We start from the raw sequence: 24130 nt of genomic DNA on the forward strand, positions 1-24130 counted from the left end.
TCGGTGGCGTGGGGGTTGTGGGAGCAGGCCAGCGGCATGACCCGACACCTGGGCGAGCGCGACAAGGCCCGCATGACCCGAGCCGGGCTCGCGCCGCTGTCCACCGAACACGCCCTGCAACTCTTCGACGAAGCGATGCTGGCCGAGCGCCCCGTGCTGGTCGCCGCCCGCATCGACGCGGCCGGGCTGGGCGCAAGCGGCGCAGTGCCGCCGCTGCTTCGTGAGCTGGCCGCTCGTCCGGGGCGCCGGCTCGTCATCGATACCGACACTGCCGTGTCGACGTCGGGGCTGGCCGCCCGGCTGCAGGGGCTCAGCGCCGAACAGCGTCACCTGCAGCTGGTGGAATTGGTGTCCACCAACGCCGCAACCGTTTTGGGCCGCCCCAGCGCGGACATCGACGCCCAGCTGCCGTTCCAAGACCTCGGATTCGATTCGCTGACCGCCGTCGAACTGCGCAACCGGCTCAAAACCGCTACCGGACTGACCCTTTCGCCCGCCCTGATCTTCGACCACCCGACCCCGGCGGCCTTGGCCGAACACGTCGACGAGCAGCTCAGCTTTGCGACGATCACCGGGAGTGCGCCCGACCGGTTGGCTCGTTTCAACGACATCGCCCGCGAGCTCCAAACGCTGGTCGACCAACCCGACTGGAGCCCGGATGAGAAAGCCCAGTTCTCCGCCCGCATCCAAGCCATTCTGACCGGTCTGATGGCCCCGGCCCCCAGCCAAACTCACATCGACGACGGCGATGACCTCGCGACCGCCACCGACAGCGAGCTCTTCGCCATCCTCGACGAGGACGTCGGCCCCCGATGACGGATGTGGCGATCATCGGCCTGGCATGCAGGTTCCCCTCCGCCGCCGGGCCACGCGATTTCTGGCGCCTCGTTCGCGATGGCCGGGAAGCCACCCAGTTGCCGGGCGACGTCGCCGAGTTCGACGCGGACTTCTTCAACCTGTCGCCACGCGAGGCCCGCGCGATGGATCCCAGGCAGCGATTGGCGCTCGAATTGGCATGGGAATTATTCGAGGACGCCTTCGTGGTGCCGGAAACGCTGCGCGGCGAGCGGGTTTCGATTTACGTCGGAGCGATGACCGACGACTATGCCGTCCTTACGCTCCACGACACCCCGAACAACCTGGACAATCTCGATCATCATTCGTTCGCCGGGATCAGCAGGGGGATGATCGCCAACAGGATCTCCTATGCCTTCGGGTTGCAGGGCTCCAGCATGACCGTTGACTCCGGCCAATCGTCCTCGCTGGTCGCGGTGCACCTGGCATGCGAAAGCCTGCGCACCGGCGAATCGCCGCTTGCGATCGCCGGCGGGATCCACCTCAATCTGGCCGACGAAACAGCGCTGCTGGAAACGGAATTCGGCGCGCTGTCACCGTCGGGCCACACGTATGCTTTCGACGAACGCGCGGACGGCTACGTGCGCAGCGAAGGCGGTGCCCTGGTGCTGCTGAAGCCGCTGCCCGCGGCGGTGGCGGACGGAAACCGCATCCACGCCATCATCCGGGGAAGTGCCGTGGGCAATTCCGGACACAGCTCTCCCGGCCAGACTGTGCCGTCGGTTTCCGCACAAGCCGACGTCATCCGGCGCGCGCTATGCAGCGCGGGCCTCGACAGTGACGACATTGACTACATCGAAGCCCACGGCACCGGAACCGAAATCGGTGACCCGGTCGAGGCGAGGGCGTTGGGTGAGATCTTCGCCGAACGCAGAGACCGTCCGGTCGGCGTGGGATCGGTCAAGACCAACATCGGCCACACCGGAAGCGCCGCGGGAATCGCCGGCCTCCTCAAGGCCGTGCTGGCCCTCGAAAACGCCATGATCCCGGCAAGTCTCAACTACACCAGACCGCCCCCCGGAATCGACCCGAAAAGCCTTGGCCTGCATGTCCATACCGAGCTGACACCGTGGCCGCTGCGGGACGGGCCGAAGCGGGCCGGAGTGTCGTCGTTCGGAATGGGCGGAACGAACGCGCACGTGATCGTCGAGGAGGCTCCCGCGGCGCCGGAAAGCCTTGTGCCCGAGCGTGATGACCCCGAGGTCGCGTGGGTGCTGTCGGCGCGGTCGGCCGAAGCGCTGGCGAATCAGGCCGGGCGGCTGGCCGAACATGTGCGCACGGATGAACATGTAGGTGTGGCCGACGTGGCGTGGTCGTTGGCGACGACCCGGTCGGTCTTCGAGCACCGCGCGGTTATGGTCGGTGGCGATCGCGGGCAGTTTGTCGCGGGGTTGACGGGATTGGCCGCCGGGCGGCCGGGCCCGGACGTCGTGGTGGGGCGTGCCGAGGGGGCGGGCAAGACGGCGCTGGTGTTTCCGGGCCAGGGCTCGCAGCGGTTGGGGATGGGCGCCGCGCTGTATGAGCGTTTCCCGGTGTTCGCCAACGCCTTTGACGAATCCGTGCGGGCGTTGGACGGGCAGCTGCGGCTGCCACTCAAGCGTGTGATGTGGGGCGACGATGCGGCGCTCCTGGAAAGCACCGAGTTCGCCCAGCCCGCGTTGTTCGCCCTCGAGGTCGCCTTGGCGGCCTTGTGGCAAGCGTGGGGTGTCGTGCCCGACGTGGTGATGGGTCATTCGGTGGGCGAGATCACCGCGGCGTACGTGGCGGGCGTGTTGTCGCTGGGGGATGCGGCAAAGGTGGTCGCGGCCCGGGGCCGGTTGATGGCGGGGTTGCCGGCCGGTGGGGCGATGGTCGCGGTCGCCGCCGGGGAAGACGAGGCGGCCGCGCTGCTGCGCGACGGCGTGAGTATCGCGGCGGTCAACGGGCCAACGGCGGTGGTGATTTCGGGCGAGCAGGGTTCGGTCGCCGCCATCGCGGATCGGTTCGCGCAGCAGGGCCGTCGCGCGCATCGGCTGGCGGTCTCGCATGCGTTTCATTCGCCGTTGATGGACCCCATCCTCGACGAATTCGGCCGGGCGGCGGCGGACGTGTCGGTGGGTCAGCCGCGAATGGGCTTGGTATCCAACGTGACTGGGCAGCTGGCCGGCGACGGCTATGGGTCGCCGCAGTACTGGGTCGAGCATGTGCGGCGACCAGTCCGTTTCGTCGACAGCGTAAGGGCAGCCGAGTCGCTCGGGGCCGACGTGTTTGTGGAGGCGGGTCCCGGGGCGGGCCTCACGGCCGCGGTCGAGCAATCGTTGACGGGCGAGCGGGGCAGGGCGGTGGTGACGTTGGCCGACGACCGTCCCGAAATCGATTCGCTGCTCGGCGCTGCCGGGCGCGTGTTCACCGCAGGTGTGCAGGTGGATTGGCCGTCGGTGTTGACCGGCACCCCGGCCCGTCGAGTGGACTTGCCGACATACGGATTCGCCCGCCACCGGTATTGGCTGGGCGCGGCCACGGGGGCGCCGATCGCGAGCCGCTGGGCGGGCCTGGCCGAGCAGCTGCGGGCGCTGCCTCCGGCCGAGCAGCGCCGCCGGCTGCAGGAGTTGGTGTGCTCGCACGCCGCCGCGGTGTTGGGGCACCCCGGCGGTCATGACATCGACGCCGAGCGCGCCTTCGAAGACCTCGGCTTCGAGTCGATGACCGGGGTCGAACTGCGCAACCGTCTCACGACCGAAACCGGGTTGGCATTGTCGCGCACGTTGATCTTCGACTATCCGACCCCAGCGGCATTGGCCGCTTACCTTCAACAACTTCTGCACGGCGATCATGTATCGGACGACGAGAAGACTTGGTCGACGCTGCGAAAGATTCCACTCCAGGAACTGCGCCGAACAGGATTGCTCGACAAGCTTTTACTGCTCGCCGGCGAATCGGAAAAGGCTGTTCCCGATTCCACCGTTAGTGACGACGTTATCGACTCTTTAAGTCCCGATGCGTTGATCGCGATGGCGCTCAAACAAGATGACGACGATGGCATTGCTTGACGAAAGATGCGCTGGCAGAATCGATTACGCGACGCCCCCCGGGCAACTATTCGACAGATGTTGAATAGCACTGGCTTTGCCGCCCGGCACGTGACGGCTAAACTTTGGGAACCGGGGAAATCCCATTTGAGCAGAGGGTAGGGCATGAGCGTCATCGCAGGAGTGTTCGGTGCCTTGCCGCCACATCGGTACCGCCAAAGCGAAATTACCGACCAATTCGTCGAGCTCCCCGTATTGAAGGAACACGAGGGGATTGTCCGGCGCCTGCACGCGGGCGCGCGGGTGAACAGCCGCCACCTGGTTCTGCCCCTGGAGAAATATCCGTCGCTGACCGACTTCGGTGAGGCGAACGAGGTCTTCATCGAGAACGCGGTGGAGCTGGGTTGCGAGGCGCTGCTGGGCGCACTCGACGAGGCGGGCCTGCAACCGCACGACATCGACATGATCGCCACCACGACCGTGACCGGCGTTCTGGTGCCGTCATTGGATGCCCGGATCGTCGGACGCCTCGGACTGCGCCCCGACGTGCGCCGGGTGCCGATGTTCGGCCTGGGTTGCGCGGCCGGGGCGGCGGGGCTGGGTCGGCTGCACGACTACCTGCGTGGCGCGCCCGACGGCGTCGCGGTCCTGGTGTCGGTCGAGCTCTGCTCGCTGAGCTTCCCGGCGGTCAAGCCGACCGTGTCGGGTCTGGTCGCCACCGCGATGTTCGGCGACGGCGCGGCGGCCGTGGTCGCCGTCGGCGATCGTCGCGCCGAGCAGATGACGGCGAGTGGCCCCGATATCCTCGATTCGCACAGCCGCCTGTACCCGGATTCGCTGCAGATCATGGGCTGGAACGTCGATTCCGCCGGGCTGCAGCTCATGCTGTCACCCGAGCTGCCGACCCTCATCGAGCGCTACCTGGCCGACGACGTCAACACCTTCCTCGCCTCACGCGGCCTGATCAAGGACGACATCGGTGCGTGGGTGGCCCACCCCGGTGGACCGAAGGTGATCGACGCGATCGCCAAGAGTGTGGAGCTTGCGCCCGAGGCGCTCGAGCTGACGTGGCGTTCGCTCGGCGAAATCGGCAACCTGTCGTCGGCCTCGGTACTGCACATCCTGCGCGACACGATCGCCAAGCCGCCACCGAGCGGCAGCCACGTGCTGTTGCTTGCGATGGGCCCCGGATTCTCCTCGGAAATGGTGCTATTGCGCTGGCACTGAGTCGACGACGTCGACGGTCAGGCCCGGCTTGGGTGCCAGCGCGGCGAGGTTGGCGGCGCGAATCCGCTGAGCGGGTAGCCGCAGCCGGGTCCTGGCGACCAGCCGGGCCAGCATGACCGTCATCTCGGTGGTCGCCATCGCCGCCCCGATGCAGCGGTGCAAGCCGCCGCTGAACGGGATGAACTCGTGCGGTGCCGGCTTGCGGTAACCGGGCGCGCCGGGATCCCAACGGGCCGGCCGGAATTCGGTTGGGTTCGGCCAGATCTCGGGAAGCCGGTGCGTCACGTACGCGCTGAAGATCAACAACCGTCCGGCGCGGATGCGGTGCCCGCCGAACCGGAGGTCGCGCATCACCCGCCGGGCGGAGATCACCCCGGGCGAGTAGAGCCGAAGCGTCTCGTGCACAACGCCGTTGAGATAGGTGAGCGCATTCAAATCGGCGGCGGCCGGCGGCCGGCCACCAAGCACGCGGGTCACTTCGTCGGCGGCGCTGTCCCACGCGCCGGGCAGGGTCAGCAGCGTGTAGATCGCCCAGGCGAGCGCGCCGCTGGTCGTTTCGTAACCCGCGGTAATGAGCGAAACGATCTCGTCGCGAATTTCGTTGTTACTCAAGGCGTAACCCTCGTCGCCGCGACCGTTGATCAGCATGGTCAGCATGTGGTCGTCGGGCCTGGGACCGGCGCGGGCGCAGGCGATTTGGGCGTCGACGAAGTCGTGCAGACGCGAGCGCGCGGCCGTCGCCCGTCGCCATCCCCGCAAGTTGAGCCGGCGTTGTAGCGCCACCACCTGCGGCAGTTGATGAGTCAGGTCCAGCAGGGGTTGGAGTTGCTCCCCGAGGAAGTCGGAGTGCGTCGCGATCCGCGAGCCGAACAGGCTTTCTGCGGTGCTACGCCGGACCGCCGAGCGGCACTGCCGATAGATGTCCAGCCGTTGCCCGGGCCGCCAGCCGTCGATGACGGTGTCGATAGTGGAAACCATGGTCTGCACGTAGTCCTGGATCTGCCGGTGCCGCAGGCCCGGCGCCACCACACTGCGCCGACGCCGGTGGTCGTCCCCGTCGCTGACGATCAATGCCGTGGGCCCGTCGACGAGCGCCAGGTTCTCGAAGGTTTCGCGCCAGCTGAACGCGTCGGCGTTGGCGAAGACGAACTTGTTCGCCTCGGGTCCCAGGAGGTAGGTGTAGCCGTGCCGGCCGATACCAGAGTTGATGACCGCGCCGCGACGCCGATACAGCGCGAGCAACGCCTCGCCGGGCAGGTAAGGCACCGGCCGGTAACCATTCATTCCAGCACCTCCGATAGCTCGAGCCAGCGCGCTTCCGTTGCCGCCACCTCTTTTTCGAGTTCGCGCAACTCTTCGGTCAGTCGAGTCAGCGCGACATGGTCGGATTGGTCATGCTCGGCAAGTTCGGCGTGTTTTGCCGCGATTCGCTCGGCGAGGCGAGCCAGCTGGCGGTCCGCCGCGGCCAATTCCTTTTCGGTGGCGCGACGCTGAGCGCCCGGCTTGGGCCCCGGCGGCTCTGCAGTGGGCGTGGTGGTCGCGGAACGGGTTGCCAGCCGCAGATATTCGTCGATGCCGCCGGGCAGGTGCCGCAACCGGCCGTCGAGAATCGCGTACTGCTGGTCGGTCACACGCTCGAGCAGATACCGGTCGTGCGAGACGACGATCAGGGTGCCCGCCCACGAGTCGAGCAAATCCTCGGTGGCGGTCAGCATTTCGGTGTCCACATCGTTGGTCGGCTCGTCGAGGAGTAACACGTTCGGCTCGGACAGGAGGGTGAGCATGAGCTGCAGCCGGCGTCGCTGGCCGCCGGACAGGTCGCCGACGCGCGCGGACAGCTGACCCCGGCCGAATCCGAGTCGCTCCAGCAGTTGGGCGGGGGTGACGTCGCGGCCGTCGACCTGATAGCCGCCGCGCAGCCGGCCCAACACGTCGGCGATCCGGTCGCCCGCGAGCGCGGCCAGCTCCTCACCCCGTTGGTCGAGGACGGCGAGTTTGACGCTCTTGCCGCGCTTGACGCGCCCGGTGTCCGGCTGAATCGTGCCCGCGATCAGTCCCAGCAGGGTCGACTTGCCGGCGCCGTTGGCGCCGACGATGCCGGTGCGTTCACCCGGGGCAATCCGCCATTCGACGTCGCGCAGCACGGGCCGGCCGCCAAACGGGACCGACACGTCGAGCAGATCGACGACGTCCTTCCCGAGCCGCGCGGTCGCCAGCTTGGCCAACTCGACCCGGTTGCGCAGGGGCGGCACGTCGGCGATCAGCTGGTTGGCGGCCTCGATCCGGAACTTCGGCTTCGACGTTCGCGCCGGCGCGCCCCGCCGCAGCCAGGCCAGCTCCTTGCGCATCAGGTTCTGCCGTTTGGCTTCGGCCACGGCGGCCAGCCGGTCGCGCTCGACGCGCTGCAGCACGTACGCCGCGTACCCGCCTTCGAACGGCTCGACGATCCCGTCGTGCACCTCCCACGTGGTGGTGGCGACCTCGTCGAGAAACCAGCGATCGTGCGTCACCAGCAGCAGGCCGCCGGTGTTGCGCGCCCAGCGCTGTTTCAGGTGGTCGGCCAGCCAGGTGATGCCCTCGATGTCGAGGTGGTTGGTGGGTTCGTCGAGGGCGATCACGTCCCATTCGCCGATCAGCAGCCTGGCGAGCTGCACCCGACGTCGCTGGCCGCCGCTGAGCGTGGCGATCTGCGCGTCCCAGGCGATGTCGGAGACCAGGCCGCCGACCACGTCGCGGGCCCGCGGGTCACCGGCCCACTGGTGATCGGCCCGCTCGCCGACCAGCGTCCAGCCCACGGTGCGATCCGCGTCGAGGGTGTCCGCCTGGCTCAGCGCGCTGACCCGCAACCCGCTGCGCCGGGTGACCCGGCCGGAATCGGGCGGCAGCTGGCCGGTCAGCAGGGCCAGCAGGCTGGACTTGCCGTCGCCGTTTCGCCCCACGATGCCGATGCGCGCGCCGTCGTTGACACCCAGCGTGATCGAATCGAAGACCACCTGAGTCGGATATTCGAGGTGTACGGCCTCGGCCCCGAGTAGGTGCGCCACCGGGCCGACGTTAGTCGAGCGAAGTCCGGATATTGGGATCGGTAGCGGCCCACTTCCGGTTAGCTGAGGAAATGTCATACAACCGAACCGCAAAGAAATTCGTTGCCGGGGCGCTGATGTCGGGAGTTCTCGCGCTTACCGGAACCGGACTCGGCCTAGGTATCGCACACGCCCAGCCGTTCATCCCGGGAGACGGGCCGGTGCCGCCCGGCGCATCCGGGCCGTACAAATGCTGCCCGGGAGATGAAAAGGGTGGCCTTCACCCTCAAACCGGCCGCGGCTGCCCGCCAAATGTCAACTGGGACAAGACTCAATGCCACACGTGGTACGGCGTCGTCTGGGGCCACGGAAACGTCACCCCCGGAGTTTGGGAGGGAACCGACCCGCCGCCGCCCGAAGCGACGCAGAAGCCATGGTGCGGGTTTCCCTTCATGTGTTCGGGAACGCCGTGATCAACGGCCGGTAGCCGGCGGGTGACTTTTACGAATTGCCAGGCGATTTCACCGGACTACGTCTACTGTTTTCGCCGTGGGTATGGCAAAGAGTGCGGGCATCATCCGGTCTGCCGGCGCGATCTTCGTGGCCTTCGCGGCTGTGGCCGCCGTCCCTGACGCGAACGCCGATCCGCCACCGGGATGCATCGTGGGGCCCGGACCGGCGCCGGACTGCGCTCTGCGTGCGTTCGAGGCAGACGTCGCCGCGGCCGGTTACCGGGACGCCGGGGGCAGAACCGTGGGATTGGACCAGGCCCTGGATATGTGTGGGCTGATGGACCGAGGCCTCACACCGCAGGAGACGGCGAGCTATTTCCTGCGGGACAATCCGGGGCTGGGTCCGGACGGGGCGAACCAGATCGTCGGGATCGCAATCAACGACCTCTGCCCCTGGCACCACTGACGACCAGCCCGCGGTCAGCAGGTCACGTGGCTGAGCGCACGGATGGGCTCGGTCGAGGTGTCGGTCTCTCCGGCCAGCTCGCGGCGAGCGAACAACTCGAACGCGAGTTCGTGCGCGATGAGCTGATCGACGATCGGCGCGTCCGAACCCTCGACCAACGTGCGGAGCCGCGTGTACCGACCCAGGTATTCCGCGGCCGCCCCGACAAAGCTCTGCAGCATGGGCAGGTACTCGACTTCGGTGACGCTGCCCGCGGCGTCGAGCACGGCCTTGTCCGGCTCCGCGGGGATGCCCAAACGCGCGATCACGGGCTCCAGCAGCTCCTTGGTGGAGCGCTCGAGGCACCTCAACAGGTCGATCTTCTCGCGCAGGGCCGGGTCGGTGTTGCGCTCCGCCATCCCGGCAAAGTACGCCTCGCCCAATACTTCGCCCTGGTAAGACTCCACCCAGAGCTGGGCGGCTTCGTCGTTGGTGGTATTGACTGAATCGGTCATCGTCACAGAGACCACCTCCTTGGCGGCAAAACCCCCGCGGCCAGTCTTGCTTACGGGGGCGCAGGCGCACAATCGCGACGGATCAGTCGCTATCCGGGTCGGTGGTGGACGCGGCGGCAAGCCGGATGGTGATTTCGGCGCCACCAGCGGGACGATTGCGGGCGGTGAGAGTGCCGTGGTTGCGTTGCGTGAGGGTGTCGACGATGGCCAGACCGAGGCCGGTGCCGCCTGTGGTACGCGCGGTGTCGGCGCGAGTGAACCGGTCGAAGGCGTGTGGGAGGAAGTCGGGTGGAAATCCGGCACCGTGGTCGCCGACTTGGATCTCGACCCCGTCGGCGGTGGCCCGCTGGACGTGGATGGTGATCGGCGGGGCACCGTGTTGGGTGGCGTTGTCGATAAGATTGCTGATGATCCGATCCAGGTCGTTCGGCTCGACGCGAACGTATTGGCCTACGGCGCACTCGATCTCGAGTTCGTCGCCGCGGCTGTGTCGATAGCGCTCGCCGATCACTTGCAGATGGCTGTGTAGGTCGATGGCCGGTGGCTCGGGCGAGCTGCCGGTGTCTGCGACGGTGAGCAGATCGCGCGCGAGGCGGGACAGCCGGGTGGTCTCGTTCAGCGCTGAACGGATTGCGGCGACCAGTTCGGGGTTGCTTCGTGGGCGCCGTAGCGCGAGTTCGAGTTCGGTGGTCAACAGGCTAAGGGGCGTGCGAAGTTCGTGGCCCGCATCGCTGACGAACCGACGTTCCCGTTCCAGCGCTTCTTGCAGCCGTTGCAGGAGTTCGTTGAAGGTTGTTCCCAGATGGTGGATTTCGTCATGGGCCGGCGGGACGGGTAGACGCGCGTGGGTGTCGGCGGCGCTGAGCCCGGCGGCGCGGGCGCGCATACGCTCGACCGGTCGTAGGGCGGCGGCGGCCAACAGATACGCGCCCAAGGCCGCGGCCAATAAAACGATTGGGAAACCGGTGGCCAGTTCGTTGCGCAAGTCGGCCACGGCGGCGTCGCGATCTGCCAGGCTCTGGGCCGCCACCACCACGCGTCCGCCGGGCACCGGGCCAGCCGCCACCCGCACCGGGCCCTCGAGGTTGCCAAGCCGGGGGTGATCCGCAATCAGCTGCCCGCGTCGAGCAGTGACCATTTCGGCAGGTGACAGAGCCGTCTGCCCGACGAGATTCGGGGTTGCGGCCAACACCTGACCATCAGGGGCAATGACCTGCTGGGCGGTGTCGGGGTCACCGCCGGCCAGCGTTGGATCGGTCGCGACCGCCAACGGCCGCAGGTTGGCCAGCCGATAGAACAGGGACTCGGTGATCGCCGCGTCGAGCGATTCCTTGGTGTGGGCGACAGTGAGAGCCCCGACGGCCAGCAAGACCATCGCCATCACAGCAGTGAAGGCGGCGGCGAGCCTGATCCGGATCGGCCAGCGCCGCATCATTTGCCCGTTTCGTCCGGTGCACCGCCGTCGGTACGCATCCTGTAGCCGATGCCGCGCACGGTTTCGATAGAGCACGCCCCGAACGGCCGGTCGATCTTGTCGCGCAGTGCGCGGATGTGGACGTCGACCACATTCGAACGTGATTCATACGCGAAGTCCCAGCAGTGTTCCACCAGCAGCTCGCGGGTTAGCACTGTGCCGGGTCGACGCATGAGTAGTTCGAGCAACCCGAATTCCTTAGTGGTCAGGCCGATTTCGAGGTCGCCGCGCCAGCATCGGCGACTGGCGGGATCGGCCCTTAGCGGTCCGACGGTCAACACGCTGGGTCGTGGAGTTGGCCCGCGGCGGATAAGCGACCGGAGCCGGGCGAAGAGTTCATCAAGGTGAAAGGGCTTGGTGAGGTAGTCGTCGGCGCCGCCGTCGAGTCCGGCGACACGATCGGCGACAGCGCCGCGGGCGGTAAGCATCAGCACCGGTACCCAGTTCTGCCGGTCGCGCCATTTACGGCAGATATCGAAGCCGGACATCCCCGGCAGCATCACGTCCAGCACCACCGCGTCGTAGTCGTAAACCATGGCGGCCTCGTAGCCCGTGGAGCCGTCGGCGAAGATGTCGACGGCGTAGCCGTCTTCGGCCAGGCCGCGGCGCAGCAAGTCGGCCATCTTGGGCTCGTCTTCGACGACCAGCACACGCACCGTCGCCACCAGCCTTCCCGGGTTCGGCGTCGAGCCCCGAATCCATCATCACCTTTATGCGGGTGAAACAGGTGTAGTCGGCGTTGATGAAGCCACGATGAGGATGTGCGGGCGGCCTTCATCGTGACTTCATGAAGAAGCGATAGACCGTGGGCATGGCGGGCACCAAGCATGCTGTGCGGATCATCGCGAGTGCCGCCGCGGCGGTGGTGCTGGCGGGTTGTTCGGGCTCCAAGGGTGGCGGGGGTAGCGGCAACGGCCAAGCGGGCAATCCTCGTTCGGCGGTGACCACCAGCGACGCCGATTGGAAGCCGGTGGCCGACGCGCTGGGACGTAGCGGCAAGCTCGGCGACAATAACACCGCGTATCGCATCAACTTGCCGCGCAACGATCTTCACATCACGTCCTACGGTGTGGACATCAAACCGGCGCTGTCGTTGGGCGGATACGCGGCATTCGCCCGATACGACAACAACGAGACGCTGCTGATGGGCGATCTAGTGATCACCGAGGAAGAGTTGCCCAAGGTCACCGATGCGCTGCAGGCGCATGGCATCGCCCAGACCGGGCTACACAAGCATCTGCTGCAGCAAAGCCCGCCGGTGTGGTGGACGCACGTCCACGGGATGGGTGATGCCACCCAACTGGCCCAAGGTCTGAAGGCGGCGTTGGACGCCACAGCGATCGGTGCTCCGACCCCGTCGCCGGCACAACAACCCCCGGTCGACATCGACGTCGGCGCGGTGCAACAGGCCTTGGGCCGCAAGGGAACCCAAGATAGCGGGCTGTTGAAGTACAGCATTCCTCGCAAGGACACCATCGTCGAGGACGGGCACGTGCTGCCTCCAGCCTCGCTGAATCTGACGACCGTGATCAATTTTCAGCCCGTCGGCGGCGGTCGCGCAGCGATCAACGGCGATTTCATCCTGACCGCCCCCGAGGTGCAGAAGGTCATCCAGGCGTTGCGCGCCGGCAATATCCAGATCGTGGAGTTGCATAACCACGGGCTGACCGAGCAGCCCCGCCTGTTCTACATGCACTACTGGGCCGTGGACGACGCTGTCACCCTGGCCAAGGCGCTGCGTCCGGCGCTGGACGCCACCAACTTGCAGTCGTCATGATTCGGATGCTGACCGCGAAACCGGTCGAACAGTCGAGCTGACCGAGGACGGGATTCGGATGTTGTCGTGGGCCGTGATCGGCTACGGGGCTGCGCTGTCGGCCCTCGCCGCGGCAATTCTGCTTGCTCTCGTCGGGCGGGAGCGTCGCATATCAGTACTGGTGTGCGCGGCCGTGAGCGCCCTGTTGGGACCGGTCGCCTGGAATGCGATCCTGCACAGTACCCACGCCGAGCAGTTCTTCCACGACGCACCGATTCCGGTGTTTCCGATCAGCTGGCAAGACACCGGGTCAGGCGTGTTCACCGTCGCGGTCGCCGCGCTACTGCTCGGATTCGGGCCACTACGCACAGACGCGGCACGGCGACTCGCGGGCGTGGCCACGCTGGCGGGACTCGGCGCGCTGCTCGTCGATGTCTACCTCTACTGAGCAGGTCCGGCGACGACCAGGTTTCCGTTATCGCGCGCCGGAAGGCGGTTGGTGGCGGGCTACAACGCAACCGTGGAGGGGCTGTCGGTGGTAATGCATCCTGATAGCGGTGGATAGTTTCGTGCTTGAGCGAGTCAGCGTCGTTCGCGACAAGGCGACCGTGCTGCGGCAGGTCAGCGCGCATTTTCCCGGTGGTCGTTGCATTGCAGTACGCGGTGCCAGTGGATCGGGAAAGACCACGCTGCTGCGGTTGCTCAACCGGCTCATCGATCCGACCGCCGGACGAGTCTTGCTTGACGGGGTACCACTCATCGAGCTAGATGTGCTCGCGTTGCGTCGGCGCGTAGGCCTCGTTGCGCAGGCACCCGTGCTGCTCACCGAGGCCGTGCTCGATGAGGTTCGAGTCGGACGCCCAGACCTTCCTGAAGGTCGAGTGACCGGGCTGCTGGGGCGGGTCGGTCTGGGCGAAAAGTTCGTAACACGTCCAACGTCCGGACTTTCCGGTGGCGAGGCGCAGCGGCTATGTCTCGCCCGGTCGCTGGCCGTCGAACCGGAGGTGTTGTTGCTCGACGAGCCGACCTCGGCGCTGGACGGGCCATCGGCTGCGGTCATTGCCACGCTGGTGCGTGATCATGTAAATGCTGGGGGCACTGTGGTACTCGCTAGTCATGACGCGGCTCTCGTCGGTGATGTCGCTGGCCGAATATTTGAACTCGATCGCGGGCGCCTGACCGCGGGTCGCGGTACCGGCGACACCGACCACACTTCGCCACGATGACAACGCCCGGGCTGGCCGTGCCGGGCTGGGGCGGGGTTGCCGCTTCGCTGACGCTGGTCGCCGTGGCTGCCGCAGTGGCGTACCGAGAGCGGCTTGGTCTGACCCGCGACATCGTCGTTGCGGCTGCTCGCGCCGGGCTGCAGTTGATCGCTGCCGGGGCGATTCTGCTTGCCCTGTTTCGGTGGGCCGGGCTACCCGGCGCCGCGGGCTGGGTGCTCGTCATGGTGCTGATCGCGGGGCAGGTGGCGGGCCGTCGCGGCAGGGGCGTGCCCCGGGCCCGGATTGCGGCGACCGTCGGCATCGCTACCGGCACCGCCCTGACGCTCGTCGCCTTGCTGGCGGGTCGCGTGATCACCGCCCAGCCGCGGGTAATCGTTCCGGTTGGCGGCATGATCGTCTCGGGCGCCATGCTGGCCGCCGGAATTGCGTTGCGGCGGCTACACGAGGAAGCCCAGGCTGCGCGTCCGGCGATTGAAGCGCGGCTGTGCCTCGGCCAGTCCGCCCGCGAAGCGTTCTTGCCGCACCAACGATCCGCCCTGCGCACCGCGCTGATACCCGCGATCGACTCCACCAAAGTCGTTGGCTTGATTAGCCTTCCGGGCGCGATGACGGGACTCATCCTGGCGGGAGTCGATCCGCTGACCGCGATCCGCTACCAAATTGTGGTGATGTATATGCTGCTCGCCGCTACAGCGCTGGCGGCGCTCATCTGCGCGCGCTTGGCTGAACGTGCTTTGTTCGACCGCGCACACCGGCTCGTTTCGCCGGATCTGCTCATCGATGCACGCCATCGACAGCCCGGATAGTTTCGAATCGAAATCGCGAGATCAGTCGTTGTCCGGGGCTTCCGTGCCCACGAAGTGGAACCCCTGGTCGAGGTGCACTTCGATCTGGGTGCCGTCGGGTTTGGTGACGAGCACCCCGTAATAGGCGGCGCCCTCGTTGGTTTCCTTCTCGACCTTGCCGGCTTTGCCCGGTACAGCTTGTACCGCCGCGGTGCGAGCCTGATCCGCGGCCGGTCCAGTGATCTCCTGGTCATCGGCGGCGGCGACGCCGATGCCGATGCCCGTCAGGACGGCGAGGCCGGCCACACCCATGCCGATTTTCGTTCGGAACCTCATCGATCCACCCCTTCCGGTCGTAGCGAAGGCGACGCTAGCGACGGCACATGAAGCCGGGATGAAAGCGATCGTTTGATGCGGGCCGAAGTTGTCGGTGGGGTCACCTATACTCGAACACATGTTCGATACACGGCTCCACGACTACTGGGAGCCTTCCGATACCGGGCAGTCGCGCGCCCTGATAGATCGAATGTGCGCGGCGTGGCGGACCGAGGCGCGGGCGGTGGCCGATCGCTTGGACGCGATCGGGGAGCTGTTCGAGCTGCGCCGGGCCGAACGTGGCGAACATCAGGACTGGGCCGTGGATACGTGGGCGGCGGTGGGTGCCGAGGTGGCTGCTGCATTTCGGATCAGCTTGGCCATGGCCGGCAGCTATCTTCGCTATGCGCTGGCGATGCGCGAGCGGTTGCCGCAAGTGGCCGAGGTGTTCCGGGCCGGCGACATCGATTACCGACTGTTTCAGACGATCGTCTACCGAACCGATCTGATCACCGATCCCGAGGTGCTGGCCCGGGTCGACGCCGAGCTGGCCGTGCGCGCGCCGCGGTGGCCATCGATGACGCAGGGCAAGCTGGCCGGGGCGGTCGATCGCGTAGTGGCCGCGGCGGATCGTGATGCGGTCCGCCGGCACCGCGAGAAGATGCGCGACCGCGAGGTGTCGATCTGGGAGACCGAGGGTGGGATGAGCCAGCTCTATGGCACCTTGTTCACCACGGACGCTGAAGCGCTGGACAAGCGCCTGGATGCCCTGGCGGCAACCGTGTGCGCGGCCGATCCGCGGTCCAAGGATCAGCGGCGGGCCGACGCCCTAGGCGCCCTCGCCGCGGGCGCCGACCGGCTGGGCTGCCAATGCGGCGGCTCTGACTGTGTTGCCGGTGGGCGCACCGCGGCGGGACCGGTGGTCATCCACGTGGTGGCCGAGCAGGCGACCGTCGAGGGGAGGGGAACCAACCCGGGATCGCTGTTGGGTGCCGACGGGCTGATCTCCGCCGAGCTGGTGGCCGAGCTGGCCAAGACCGCCCGGCTGCAACCGTTGCTCCCGCCGGGCGGCGCCGAATCCCACTACACTCCGTCGGCCAAGCTTGCGGCCTACGTGCGAGCACGGGATCTGACCTGCCGGGCGCCGGGCTGCGATCGCCCGGCCACCGAATGCGACCTGGACCATACGATTCCGTTCGCCGACGGCGGTGCCACGCATGCGTCAAACATCAAGTGTCTGTGCAGGTTTCATCATCTGCTGAAGACGTTCTGGGGGTGGCGCGACCAACAGCTGCGCGACGGCACGGTGATCTGGACCATGCCGGATGGGCACACGTACGTCACCACGCCGGGCAGTGCGCTGCTATTTCCTGCCCTGTGCGCGCCCACCGGCGCGCTCCCCACACCCGATCGCGCGGACCTGGATCGCCGCGGCGACCGCACGGCGATGATGCCGCTGCGCGCGACGACACGGGCCCAGAACAAAGCCCAACGCGTCAACGCCGAGCGCGGGCGTAATTATCGAAACCGTCAACCCTGTCGGGCGGTCTCCCTTGCCGCGCGAGAGATCGACTACGTCCCAACCGATCCCGACCCACCGCCCTTCTGACCGCGGCGGCATCGCGCCCGGCCAAAACACCCTGACCAGAACCGCACGTGCTGCCGATGTGCCATGATGGCCACGCTGTCAACAGTCAGGGAGCGCCGGGTGGATCTCAATATTTCGATGGTCACACGACCGGTCGAGCGCCTGGTCGCCACGGCGCAAAACGGTCTGGAAGTACTGCGGCTGGGGGGCCTGGAAACGGGGACTGTCCCGTCGCCGTCCCAGATCGTCGAGAGCGTGCCGATGTACAAGCTTCGGCGCTACTTCCCACCCGACAGCAGGCCCGGCCACGCGCCGGTGGGCCCGCCCGTGCTGATGGTGCATCCGATGATGATGTCGGCCGATATGTGGGATGTCACCCGCGAGGACGGCGCGGTGGGCATCCTGCACGCCGCGGGTCTCGATCCCTGGGTCATCGACTTCGGGTCACCCGACAAGGTCGAGGGCGGCATGCGCCGCAACCTGGCCGACCACATCGTCGCGCTCGGCCAGGCCATCGACACCGTGAAGGACGCGACGGGCAGCGACGTGCATCTGGTCGGGTACTCGCAGGGCGGCATGTTCTGCTACCAGGCCGCCGCGTACCGGCGTTCGAAGAACATCGCCAGCATCGTGGCATTCGGATCCCCGGTGGACACCCTGGCCGCCCTGCCCATGGGTATCCCGGCGAACTTCGCCGCGCCCGCCGCCAACTTCATGGCCGATCATGTCTTCAGTCGGCTGGACATCCCAAGTTGGATGGCGCGCACCGGTTTTCAGATGATGGACCCGCTCAAGACCGCGAAGGCCCGGCTCGACTTCGTGCGTCAGCTGCACGACCGGGAGGCGCTGCTGCCGCGCGAGCAACAGCGCAGGTTCCTGGAACGCGAAGGCTGGATCGCGTGGTCGGGCCCGGCGATCTCGGAGCTGCTGAAGCAGTTCATCGCCCACAACCGCATGATGACGGGCGGTTTCGCGATCAACGGGCAGATGGTCACGCTCACCGACATCACCTGCCCGGTGCTGGCCTTCGTCGGGGAGGTCGACGACATCGGACAGCCGGCGTCGGTGCGCGGGATCCGACGGGCTGCGCCTAACGCCGAGGTCTACGAATGCACCATCCGGACAGGGCATTTCGGCCTCGTCGTCGGATCAAAGGCGGCGAGGGAAAGCTGGCCGACGGTCGCCGAATGGGTGCAGTGGCTGTCCACCGGTGGCGACAAGCCGGTCGGCATCGACTTGATGGCGGATCAGCCGACCGAATCCACCGACAGCGGTGTGGCGTTCAGCTCGCGGCTCGCGCACGGCATCGGTGAAGTCTCCGAGGCGGCGCTGGGACTGGTGCGCGGCGCGGCCGGCGCGGTGATCGCGGCCAACAAGTCGATGCGCACCCTGGCCGTGGAGACCGCGCGCACCCTGCCCCGGTTGGCTCGCCTGGGACAGATCAACGATCACACCCGAATCTCGTTGGGCCGCATCATCGACGAGCAGGCGCACGACGCCCCGCAGGGTGAATTCCTGTTGTTCGACGGGCGAGTGCACACCTACGAGGCCGTCAACCGGCGCATCAACAACGTCGTTCGCGGCCTGATCGAAGTCGGCGTTCGGCAGGGCGACCGTGTCGGCGTGCTGATGGAGACCCGGCCCAGCGCGCTGGTGGCGATCGCCGCGCTGTCGCGGCTGGGGGCGGTCGCCGTCGTGATGCGCCCCGACGCCGACCTGGCCGCCTCGGTGCGGCTCGGGGGAGTGAGCGAGATCCTGACCGACCCCACCAACCTGGAAGCCGCCCGCGAGATGCCGGGCCAGGTGCTGGTGCTGGGCGGCGGCGAGACGCGCGACCTGCACCTGCCCGAGGACGCCTTGGAGCAGGGCCAAGTCATCGACATGGAGCAGATCGACCCGGACGCGGTCGAGCTGCCGGCGTGGTATCGCCCGAACCCGGGATTGGCCCGCGATCTGGCGTTCATCGCGTTCAGCGCCGCGGGCGGCGAGTTGGTGGCCAAGCAGATCACCAATTTCCGGTGGGCGGTGTCCGCGTTCGGAACGGCGTCGGCCGCCAACCTGGACCGCCGCGACACGGTGTATTGCCTGACGCCGCTGCACCATGAGTCGGCTCTGCTGGTCAGCCTGGGCGGCGCGGTCGTGGGCGGTACGCGCATCGCGCTGTCGCGTGGGCTGCGACCGGACCGGTTCGTCAAGGAAATACGGCAGTACGGGGTCACAGTGGTGGCCTACACCTGGGCCATGCTGCGCGAGGTGGTCGACGATCCGGCGTTCGTGCTGCACGGCAACCATCCGGTGCGGCTGTTCATCGGATCGGGCATGCCGACCGGGTTGTGGGACCGGGTCGTCGAGGCGTTCGCGCCCGCCCGCGTCGTCGAATTCTTCGCCACCACCGATGGGCAGGCGGTGCTGGCCAACGTGTCAGGCATCAAGGTCGGCAGCGAGGGCCGCCCGCTGCCCGGCGCGGGCCGCGTCGAGCTCGGCGCCTACGACGCCGAACACGACCTGATCCTGGAGAACGAGCGCGGCTTCGTCCAGGTCGCCGACACCAACGAGGTCGGCGTGCTGCTCGCCCAGTCCAACGGCCCGATCGACCCGACCGCGTCGGTCAAACGCGGGGTCTTCGCTCCCGCCGACACGTGGATATCGACGGAGTACCTGTTCCGCCGCGACGAGGACGGTGACTACTGGCTGATGGGCAGGCGCGGCACGGTGATCCGCACCGCGCGCGGATTGGTCTACGGCGAGCCGGTCACCGACGCGCTGGGCTGCATCAACGGCGTCGACCTCGCGGTGACCTACAACGTGCCGGTCGGTGATCACGAGGCGGCGGTCTCGGCGGTGACGTTGTTGCCGGGGGCCACCATCACCGCGGCGGACCTGACCGAGGCCGTCGCCAACATGCCGATCGGGCTGGGACCCGACTTCGTCTGCGTGGTGCCGGAGATGACGTTGAGCGCGACCTACCGTCCCACCGTCAGCGCCCTGCGGGCCGCCGGAATCCCCAAAGCGGGGCGCCACGTCTGGTATTTCGACGTGGGCAGCAACGAGTTTCGCCGGCTGACCCCGGGTGTGCGGACGGAACTGGGCGGCGAGCACTGACGTGGTCGACGATTCGCTGCTGAACATTCTGGTGTGCCCCGCGGACCGGGGCCCGCTGCTGATGGTGTCCGCGGACGACGGGGCCGAGTTGCTCTACAACCCGCGGCTGCGGCGGGCCTACCGCATCGAGGACGGCATTCCGGTGCTACTGGTCGACGAGGCCCGCGACGTCGACGACGACGAGCACGCACGGCTCACGGCGCAAGCGCGTCCGGCAGATCCCCGGTGAGGTAACGCTGCAGGTTCGGCGCGATGGTGTGCGCGATCTGTTCGGCCGGCAGTGACGCGAACGGTTCGATCCGCACGATGTAGCGCGCCATGACCACGCCCATCAACTGCGAGGCGACGAACTGAGCGCGGATCTTGCCCGTCCCGGGTGGCGTGTCGACGCGCGAACCCACCTCCCTGACAACCACCTCTTGCAGGAATGAGCGCGCCAGACTCACGTCGGCGCCGGCAAGCAGCGACCGCACCGTCGCGATCAACCCCGCGCCCATTTCCGAATCCCAGATCGGCAACAGCACCGACGGCAGCCGTAACCCGAGTTCCTCCACCGGCGTTTCCCGCATTGGCACCAGCACCGTCATGGGGTCGACTGGAAGCTTGATCGCAGCGGCAAACAGCTGCTCCTTGGTGCCGAAGTAGTGATGCACCAGGGCGGAGTCGACGCCCGCCCCCGCGGCGACGGCGCGAATCGAGGTTCTGTCAATGCCGTTGCGGGCGAACAACTCTCGGGCGCTGGTCAGGATCCGCTCCCGCGTGTCGGAAACCCCGGCGGGTCGTCCGGGCCGCCGGCGCCCGGTTTGGGCGGTTGCCACGCTAGGGCGTCCGTCGTCGCAGGGTGGCCGCGGCCAGGCACAGCGCGGCGAGCGCGAAACACATGACCACGACGATGTCGCGTACGGCGATGTACGTCAAATTCGGGTGCGCGCCCACCTGCTGCAGCGCCTCCAGCGCGTAGCTGGCCGGCAGCACGTTGCTGATCCACTGCAACCAGTGCGCCATCAACGCCCGCGGGACGATGATGCCGGCCAGCAGCAGCTGCGGCACCATCACCAGCGGTATGAACTGCACCGCCTGAAACTCGGTGCGGGCGAACGCACTACACAGCAGGCCCAGGCCGACGCCCAGCACGGCGTTGACGATCGCGATCACGAACACCCAGAGCGGGCTGCCCGCGGTGTCGAAGCCGAGGAACCAAAACGACACACCGCATGCCAGAATCGCTTGCGCCGCAGCGGCTATCGAGAACGCGGTGCCGTAGGCGATCAGCAGGTCGAGCCGGCGCAGGGGAGTGGTCAGGATGCGCTCCAGCGTGCCCGAGGCCCGTTCGCGCTGCATCGTGATCGACGTGATGATGAACATCACGAAAAGCGGGAAAAGGCCCAGCAGGATCAGGCATGCGTTGTTGAACGGTGTCGGCGTGCCCGGGCGGTGCGGTGCGTTTTCGAACATGAAGTACATCAGCGTGATGACCAGGACCGGCACCAGCAGGATCAATGCGACGCTGCGACGATCGGCGACCAATTGGCGCAAGATCCGCGTCGTCGTGGCGGTGTACCCCTTGAGGCCTAGCCGGCTTGGCGTGTGGTGCTGTGCCTGATGATGGACAGAAACCCGTCCTCCAGTGACGTGCATCCGGTGTCCTCTCGTAGTTGGGTCGGGGTGGTGTGCGCGACCAGATACCCGTCGCGCATCAGCAACAGATCGCCGCAGTGGTCGGCTTCGTCCATCACGTGGCTCGAGACCAGCAGCGTGGTGCCGCCGCGAGCCAGGTCGGTGAACTGTTCCCAAAGATCCACCCGCAGCACGGGATCCAGGCCCACGGTGGGCTCGTCGAGCACGAGCAGATCGGGTTGGCAGACCAGCGCGCACGCTAGCGAGGCCCTGGTGCGCTGGCCTCCGGAGAGGTTGCCGCAGAAGGCAGTTCGGTGATCGGTGAGCCCGACTCGGTCGATTGCGGTATCGGCGGCGCTGCTGTCGAAGCCATACAGCGACGCCAGGTAGCGGACGTTGTCGACGATCCGCAGGTCGTTGTAGAGCGTCGCGTCCTGCGGCATGTACCCGACTCGACGGCGCAGCGGCGCGGATCCGGCCGGGTGGCCCAGCACCGTCACCGTCCCCGACGCCACGATCTGCGTGCCGACGATGCAGCGCATCAGCGTCGTCTTGCCGCAGCCGGAAGGGCCGAGCAAACCTGTAATGCTGCCGCGGGCAATCCGCACCGAGAAATCATGAAGAGCTGGGCGTTTTCCGCGAATCACGCGCAGGTGGTTGATGTCGACGGCCGGTTCCGCACCGCCCTGCCTTAATTCATCGTGCGATGAAATCATCATGTGATGAATATCCGCCGGCGCGGCGGGATTGTCAAGGGGTGGTGGCGCCGGATCTGGCCGGCCGGGAATCTATCGCTCGCCGACGCCCGGGCGGCGCTGCGGCAGATGTCCGTGCACCCCTTCTGCGTAGGCGGTTTCGGCGTGCTGAGTGACGTCGACGCCGGCGGTCTCCTCTTCGGCGCTGACCCGGAAACCCATCACCCGATCGATCAACTTCGCGAGAACAAATGTCACGACGAACGCATAGAGGGCCACCACGACGATCGCGAGCGCCTGCTTGCCCAGCTGGGCGAAGCCGCCGCCGTAGAACAGGCCCCGCGGGCCCGACGTCATGACGGCGGTGGCAAGCAGCCCGATCAACGACACACCGACCACGCCGCCGACGAAGTGCACACCCACCACGTCGAGCGAATCGTCGTAGTTGAAACGGAATTTCGCGCCCACAGCGAACGAGCACACGATGCCCGCGGCGACGCCGACGACCGCAGCGCCGAGTGTGTTGACGGTTCCGCACGACGGGGTGATGGCGACGAGGCCGGCGACCACACCGGACGCCGCGCCGAAGGTCGTGGGCCTGCCGTCGCGGAGTTGTTCGACCGATAGCCAGCCGAGCATGCCCAGGCAGCCGGCGACGAGGGTGTTGAGGAAGATGGCCGCGGCAGTTCCGTTGGCGGCCATGGCCGAACCGGCGTTGAAGCCGAACCAGCCGAACCACAGCAGCCCGACACCAACGAAGAGCAGCGGCAGATTGTGCGGCCGCATGGCGTCCTTCTTGAAGCCGATGCGGGGTCCGAGCACCAGCGCCAGGGCCAGGGCGGAGCAGCCGGAGACGATCTCGACGACGAGCCCGCCCGCGTAGTCGAGTACGCCCAGCTTGGCGAGCCAGCCGCCGGGGCCCCACACCCAGTGTGCGACAACCGAATACACGATGATCGCCCATGTCGGGACGAACACAACCCAGGCCGCGAACTTGGCGCGATCGGCGATCGCGCCGCTCACCAGGGCGGCCGTGATGATCGCAAACGTCAACTGGAATGTCGCATAGAGCAGTTCGGGCACCGTGCCATGGAGGCTGTCGGGGGTGATCCCGAGCATCCCGATGTGCTCGAGGTTGCCGACGAACCCGCCGGCCCCGTCCTGGGAGAACGCGATGCTGTAGCCCACCAGCAGCCACGCCACCGTGACCAGCGGGATGGAGATGAAGCTCATCATCATCATGTTCAGCACCCCGGTGGTGCGGACCATGCCGCCGTAGAAGATCGCAAGGCCGGGGGTCATGAGCAGGACGAGTGCGGTGCTGGCCAGTAGCCACGCGGTGGCCGCGGGGTCGATCGCATGCATGATGACCGGATACTGCCATGTTCGGGGTGCCGGTAGGTTCGGTGGGTGCGATCCGGTCGCGGCGCGGGCCAGCTGTCAGTAGACCCGGTCGAGGCAGCGCATCGGCTGCTCGGTGCGACCATCACCAGCCGCGGGGTGCGCGCCATCGTGGTCGAGGTGGAGGCCTACGGCGGGGTTCCCGACGGTCCGTGGCCGGACGCCGCGGCCCACTCGTATCGCGGCCGCAATGGTCGCAACGCGGTGATGTTCGGTCCCCCGGGGCGGCTGTACACCTACCGCAGCCACGGGATCCACGTCTGCGCCAACGTCTCGTGCGGGCCCGACGGCGTGGCCGCCGCCGTATTGCTGCGCGCCGCCGCCATCGAGGACGGGCTCGACGCGGCCCAGGCCCGGCGCGGCGAGGCGGTTCGCCACATCGCGCTGGCGCGCGGCCCGGGCAATCTGTGCTCGGCCCTGGGAATCACCATGGCCGACAACGGGGTCGACGTCTTCGACCCAAAGAGCCCGGTGCGGCTGGCGCTCAACGAGGCGCATGGCGCGGTATCGGGCCCGCGCGTGGGGATCAGCCAGGCCGCCGACCGGCCATGGCGACTGTGGCTGGCCGGCCGACCGGAAGTCTCCGCCTACCGCCGCAGCCCCCGCGCCCCGGCGCCGGGGGCCAGCGACTAGCCCGCCAGACCGG

General features: G+C 67.5%; 22 protein-coding genes. 12 read left to right on the forward strand and 10 right to left on the reverse strand.

Annotation, left to right across the window (positions count from 1 at the left end; all coding sequences use genetic code 11):
- The 3 genes from A5745_RS15980 to A5745_RS15990 form a co-directional block, all read left to right on the forward strand.
- Positions 1-816 (forward strand): phosphopantetheine-binding protein (locus A5745_RS15980; protein WP_254848601.1); only part of this gene is annotated, 816 nt, incomplete at its 5' end.
- Positions 813-3884, forward strand: coding sequence for a type I polyketide synthase (locus A5745_RS15985; protein ID WP_076117225.1), 3072 nt, complete (start codon positions 813-815; stop codon positions 3882-3884). The genes A5745_RS15980 and A5745_RS15985, both read left to right, overlap by 4 nt.
- 144 nt (positions 3885-4028) lie before the next feature.
- A complete protein-coding gene (locus A5745_RS15990; RefSeq protein WP_076117227.1) occupies positions 4029-5090 on the forward strand; it encodes a type III polyketide synthase in 1062 nt (353 codons plus the stop codon).
- Here the strand turns inward: A5745_RS15990 and A5745_RS15995 are convergent.
- Both A5745_RS15995 and A5745_RS16000 read right to left on the reverse strand, forming a co-directional pair.
- Positions 5073-6356, reverse strand: a complete 1284-nt coding sequence (locus A5745_RS15995) for a cytochrome P450 (RefSeq protein WP_139329656.1) — start codon at positions 6354-6356, stop codon at positions 5073-5075. The genes A5745_RS15990 and A5745_RS15995 overlap by 18 nt on opposite strands.
- Positions 6357-6370: 14 nt before the next feature.
- Positions 6371-8134 (reverse strand): ABC-F family ATP-binding cassette domain-containing protein, encoded by a 1764-nt coding sequence (locus A5745_RS16000; protein ID WP_076117231.1) that lies wholly within the window; start codon positions 8132-8134, stop codon positions 6371-6373.
- Between the two features lie 534 nt (positions 8135-8668).
- Here A5745_RS16000 and A5745_RS16010 point away from each other — a divergent pair.
- Complete coding sequence (locus A5745_RS16010) at positions 8669-9031, forward strand: DUF732 domain-containing protein (protein WP_076062212.1); 363 nt, start codon at positions 8669-8671, stop codon at positions 9029-9031.
- Positions 9032-9045: 14 nt separating this feature from the next.
- Here A5745_RS16010 and A5745_RS16015 read toward each other — a convergent pair whose 3' ends face one another.
- The 3 genes from A5745_RS16015 to A5745_RS16025 form a co-directional block, all read right to left on the reverse strand.
- Entirely contained in the window at positions 9046-9525 is a 480-nt protein-coding gene (locus tag A5745_RS16015; RefSeq protein WP_076062211.1) for a hypothetical protein, read from the reverse strand.
- A gap of 82 nt (positions 9526-9607) precedes the next feature.
- Positions 9608-10906 (reverse strand): ATP-binding protein, encoded by a 1299-nt coding sequence (locus A5745_RS25250; protein WP_175879838.1) that lies wholly within the window; start codon positions 10904-10906, stop codon positions 9608-9610.
- Positions 10907-10956: 50 nt separating this feature from the next.
- Positions 10957-11664, reverse strand: a complete 708-nt coding sequence (locus A5745_RS16025; RefSeq protein WP_076117237.1) for a response regulator transcription factor — start codon at positions 11662-11664, stop codon at positions 10957-10959.
- 146 nt (positions 11665-11810) lie between these two features.
- Between A5745_RS16025 and A5745_RS16030 the strand changes: the two genes are divergently transcribed.
- From A5745_RS16030 to fetB, 4 genes are all read left to right on the forward strand, one after another.
- A complete protein-coding gene (locus tag A5745_RS16030) occupies positions 11811-12776 on the forward strand; it encodes a DUF1259 domain-containing protein (RefSeq protein WP_076117239.1) in 966 nt (321 codons plus the stop codon).
- Positions 12777-12834: 58 nt separating this feature from the next.
- Complete coding sequence (locus A5745_RS16035; protein ID WP_076117242.1) at positions 12835-13203, forward strand: hypothetical protein; 369 nt, start codon at positions 12835-12837, stop codon at positions 13201-13203.
- Positions 13204-13312: 109 nt separating this feature from the next.
- The gene (locus A5745_RS16040; RefSeq protein WP_371336974.1) at positions 13313-13981 is read left to right on the forward strand and encodes an ATP-binding cassette domain-containing protein; all 669 of its coding nucleotides are present in this window, start codon (positions 13313-13315) and stop codon (positions 13979-13981) included.
- Entirely contained in the window at positions 13978-14787 is an 810-nt protein-coding gene (fetB, locus tag A5745_RS16045) for an iron export ABC transporter permease subunit FetB (protein WP_076117247.1), read from the forward strand. The genes A5745_RS16040 and fetB overlap by 4 nt, the downstream gene beginning before the upstream one ends.
- A 21-nt stretch (positions 14788-14808) precedes the next feature.
- Here fetB and A5745_RS16050 read toward each other — a convergent pair whose 3' ends face one another.
- The gene (locus A5745_RS16050; protein WP_076117249.1) at positions 14809-15102 is read right to left on the reverse strand and encodes a PepSY domain-containing protein; all 294 of its coding nucleotides are present in this window, start codon (positions 15100-15102) and stop codon (positions 14809-14811) included.
- Positions 15103-15220: 118 nt separating this feature from the next.
- On the opposite strand from A5745_RS16050, the gene A5745_RS16055 reads away from it, so the two are divergent.
- The 3 genes from A5745_RS16055 (at position 15221) to A5745_RS16065 (ending at position 20000) form a co-directional block, all read left to right on the forward strand.
- Complete coding sequence (locus A5745_RS16055) at positions 15221-16690, forward strand: HNH endonuclease signature motif containing protein (protein ID WP_083662949.1); 1470 nt, start codon at positions 15221-15223, stop codon at positions 16688-16690.
- 66 nt (positions 16691-16756) lie between these two features.
- Positions 16757-19771 carry an acyl-CoA synthetase gene (locus A5745_RS16060; protein ID WP_139329649.1) on the forward strand — a complete coding sequence of 1005 codons (3015 nt, stop codon included), beginning with the start codon at positions 16757-16759 and terminating at the stop codon, positions 19769-19771.
- 1 nt (position 19772) lies between these two features.
- Positions 19773-20000, forward strand: a complete 228-nt coding sequence (locus A5745_RS16065) for a Trm112 family protein (protein ID WP_076117251.1) — start codon at positions 19773-19775, stop codon at positions 19998-20000.
- Here the strand turns inward: A5745_RS16065 and A5745_RS16070 are convergent.
- The 4 genes from A5745_RS16070 to A5745_RS16085 form a co-directional block, all read right to left on the reverse strand.
- Positions 19966-20589, reverse strand: a complete 624-nt coding sequence (locus A5745_RS16070) for a TetR family transcriptional regulator (RefSeq protein WP_076062196.1) — start codon at positions 20587-20589, stop codon at positions 19966-19968. The two genes, A5745_RS16065 and A5745_RS16070, sit on opposite strands and share 35 nt — an antisense overlap.
- A gap of 1 nt (position 20590) precedes the next feature.
- Complete coding sequence (locus tag A5745_RS16075; protein WP_205866311.1) at positions 20591-21409, reverse strand: ABC transporter permease; 819 nt, start codon at positions 21407-21409, stop codon at positions 20591-20593.
- The gene (locus A5745_RS16080) at positions 21343-22107 is read right to left on the reverse strand and encodes an ABC transporter ATP-binding protein (RefSeq protein WP_076117253.1); all 765 of its coding nucleotides are present in this window, start codon (positions 22105-22107) and stop codon (positions 21343-21345) included. Before A5745_RS16080 ends, A5745_RS16075 begins: the two co-directional genes overlap by 67 nt.
- Positions 22108-22176: 69 nt before the next feature.
- The gene (locus A5745_RS16085) at positions 22177-23448 is read right to left on the reverse strand and encodes an ammonium transporter (protein ID WP_076117255.1); all 1272 of its coding nucleotides are present in this window, start codon (positions 23446-23448) and stop codon (positions 22177-22179) included.
- A 45-nt stretch (positions 23449-23493) separates the two neighbouring features.
- Here A5745_RS16085 and A5745_RS16090 point away from each other — a divergent pair, with 45 nt between their 5' ends.
- On the forward strand, positions 23494-24117 hold the full coding sequence (locus tag A5745_RS16090) for a DNA-3-methyladenine glycosylase (protein ID WP_076117257.1): 624 nt from the start codon (positions 23494-23496) through the stop codon (positions 24115-24117).
- Positions 24118-24130: the final 13 nt, after the last annotated feature.

Origin of the sequence: Mycobacterium sp. IS-2888 (assembly GCF_001954215.1) — a bacterium.
Lineage (GTDB): Bacteria > Actinomycetota > Actinomycetes > Mycobacteriales > Mycobacteriaceae > Mycobacterium.